We start from the raw sequence: 2843 nt of genomic DNA, 5'->3' as shown, positions 1-2843 counted from the left end.
CTGCGATACTGCGCCGCGGGCGGCCGTCGCCATGCCGCCGAGACCGGCGCCGATCGTCGTCGATCCCGACGTTTCCTGTCCGAGCCTGTAAGCCGTCGATGCCGCGCTCCCCATCGAGGTTCCGGCGCGGAGCGCGCCGAGGCCGGCGCCCGCCAGACCGCGCGTCGCGGCGACCGCGGCGGCCCCGCCCATCGCAAGGCCGCCCGCCGCGAGCGCGGTGGTCGCGATCGCCGACCCTGCGCCGAGCTGCGGCGCGCCTGCGACAAGGCCGGAAGCGATTCCGGGTCCGAAGATGGCAAGACCGAACAGCGCGAGACTCGCAAGCATCAGCGAGACCGCCTGCTCGATCGATACCTCGTCACCAGTGATGGCGTTCGTAAACTCGGCGAAATAGTTCGAGCCGATACCGACGATCACGGCCAGCACCATCACCTTGATACCCGAACTCACCACATTGCCGAGCACGCGTTCGGCAAGAAAGGCGGTGCGGTTCCACAGCGCAAACGGGACGAGGACAAAGCTGGCGAGGCTCGTCAGCTTGAATTCGAGGATCGTGATGAAAAGCTGGATCGCCAGAATGAAAAAGGCCGCGATCACGACGACCCATGCAATGACCAGCACCGCGATCTCGATGAAATTGTCGAAGAAGTCGATCGGCCCGACCAGCTCCTTGGCCTGCGCGAGCAGCGGCCAGGCTGCTTCGAACCCCGTCCCCGCAAGCCGCCCGGGCATCAGGAGCGTCTCGGCGGTGATCGCGCTGCCACCCGCCGTCAGCCCGAGGCCGGCGAAGCTACGAAATATGATGTCGGAAAGGGTCGAAAAACTGTTCAGGATCAGCGCGAACGCGCCGACATAAAGAATCTTTTTGAGGAACTTGCCGATGATGTCGTCTTCGCCGCCAAGCGCCCAGAACAGGCCCGCCAGCGTGATATCGATTCCGATAAGGACCGTGGTCAGGAATCCGACGTCGCCGCCGAGCAGGCCGAAGCCGCTGTCGATATAGGCGATGAAGGCCGCCATGAACTGGTCGATGACGTTGAGATCATCCATGTGGGCAGGTCCCGCGAGAGGATTGAAGGGTGCCGCGAGGGCCGGCAGCCGGGAGGGGGTTGCCACCCGGCCCTCGCGACAGGACGGCGCCGACCGGGGAGTTGGGGCCGGCGCCGTCCGGGCTCATTGCTGCGGCGTCCAGGCCTTGCCGTCGCCGAGGAAGCGGTCGGTTCGTTCGCGCGCTTCGCGCTGGCTTTGCCCGCGCCGCGCGGCTTCGAGCGATTGGCTGCGAAATTGCGCCGCCATCAGGGTCTGAAGCTGGAACTGCTGCTTTGCCGCGAGTGCGAGCAATTGATTGGTTGCCTGACTGACTTGCAGGCTGCCCTCGGCACCTTGGCTTCTGGCGACAATCTCGCTGAGTGCCCGCGCATCGTCGCGGATATTCTCGACGATGGCCGACTGCACGGCCATCGTCTGCCGGAACGCCGCCATCTCGCTGTCGAGCCGCTGTCTCGCCGCCGCGATCCGCCGGTCGCGTTTCACCAGCTGGCCCAAGCTATCGGGAAACTGCTGGCGGAACCGCTCGTCGAGCTGATCGACGCGAAAGTCGATGCCCTGCGCCTGCCCCATCAGCCGGTCGATCTCTCCGAGCTTCCTGCGAAGCTCGTCGAGCTCGGGAAAATCGATGCGGCTCAGATCCTTCTGCTGATTGGCGATCATCCGCGCCTCGTTCTGGAGCGACTGGATCTGCTGGTTGATCTGCTGGAGCGTGCGCGCGGCGGTGAGCAGGTTCTGCGAATAGTTCGCGCTGTCGAACACCGGAATGGCATGGGCTGCCGGCGCGGCGACCAGCGACGCCGGCGCGAGCGATGCGGCGAGCAAGGCAAGGACAAGTTTGTTCATCTTCATTCTCCTTCTTCGGGGGACAGGGGGTGGGGAAAGTCGGCGAGGACGTCCGCGGCCCACTCGAGGCCGGCGGCGCGCATAAAGCGCGCAGCGAAAGCGCCTGGGCCATGTTCCGCGAGAAGCGCGTCGATGCGCCTTTGCGTGTCGGGATCGGATGCGCCGCACAGCGCGAGCGCGACGGGCCCCAGCCCGAGCTCGAACAGCCGGTTGCCGCGCGCCGACTGCAGATAATAGTCCCGCTTCGGCGTGGCCCGGGCGACTAGCTCGATCTGGCGATCGTTGAGCCCGAAACGCTCGTAGGTAGCGCGCGACTGCGCCTCGATCGCACGGTCGTTGGGGAGCAGGATGCGCTGCGGACAGCTTTCGATGATCGCGGGTGCGATCGCCGAGTCCGCAATGTCGGCGAGACTCTGCGTCGCGAACACCACCGCGACGTTGCGCTTGCGCAAGGTCTTCAGCCACTCGCGAATGCGAGCGGCGAAGAGCGGGTGATCGAGAAATACCCAGGCTTCGTCGAGGATGAGCAGCGTCGGCCGTCCGGTGAAGCGTTCTTCGAGGCGGTGAAAGAGATAAGTGAGTAGCGGCGCGACGACACCGACCTGCCCCATCAACGCCTCGGTCTCGAAGCATTGGACGTCGGCGATGCGAAGATCATCCTCGGCCGCATCGAGCAGGCGCCCGAACGGCCCTTCGAGGGTGTAGGGAGCAAGCGCCGACCGGAGCGCGGCCGACTGGAGCAGCAATGAAAGCCCGGTAAGGGTCCGCTGCTCTGCAGGCGCCGAAGCGAGATTGGCGAGCGCCGACCAGAGGATTTCCTTGACCTCCGGCGTGACCGGGAGCTTCTCGTGCGCGAACAACGCACCGATCCATTCGGCCGCCCAAGCGCGCTCGTCGGCGCGGTCGATATGACGCAGCGGCTGGAACGCGATCCCGGAGCCCTCCTCGCC

2 protein-coding genes and 1 pseudogene are annotated in these 2843 nt (G+C 65.8%); all 3 read right to left on the bottom strand.

The features are described 5' to 3' along the window. A partial coding sequence (trbL, locus tag B1A78_RS21270; RefSeq protein ID WP_077148841.1) for a P-type conjugative transfer protein TrbL occupies positions 1-1050 on the bottom strand: 1050 nt, incomplete at its 3' end. 123 nt (positions 1051-1173) lie between these two features. Beyond that, positions 1174-1893 carry a P-type conjugative transfer protein TrbJ gene (trbJ, locus tag B1A78_RS21265; protein ID WP_077148842.1) on the bottom strand — a complete coding sequence of 240 codons (720 nt, stop codon included), beginning with the start codon at positions 1891-1893 and terminating at the stop codon, positions 1174-1176. 2 nt (positions 1894-1895) lie between these two features. Further along, a pseudogene (locus tag B1A78_RS21260) lies at positions 1896-2843 on the bottom strand (conjugal transfer protein TrbE); the annotation flags it as partial.

This window comes from Sphingopyxis sp. KK2, from assembly GCF_001990265.1.
Classification (GTDB): domain Bacteria; phylum Pseudomonadota; class Alphaproteobacteria; order Sphingomonadales; family Sphingomonadaceae; genus Sphingopyxis.
The sequence above is the reverse complement of the archived record's forward strand: the minus strand, read 5'-3'. Positions and strand labels throughout refer to the sequence as shown.

What these genes read in the sequence shown, in the direction of transcription:
- trbJ (WP_077148842.1), bottom strand. Translation starts at nt 1,893, where the DNA reads ATGAACAAACTTGTCCTTGCCTTGCTCGCCGCATCGCTCGCGCCGGCG.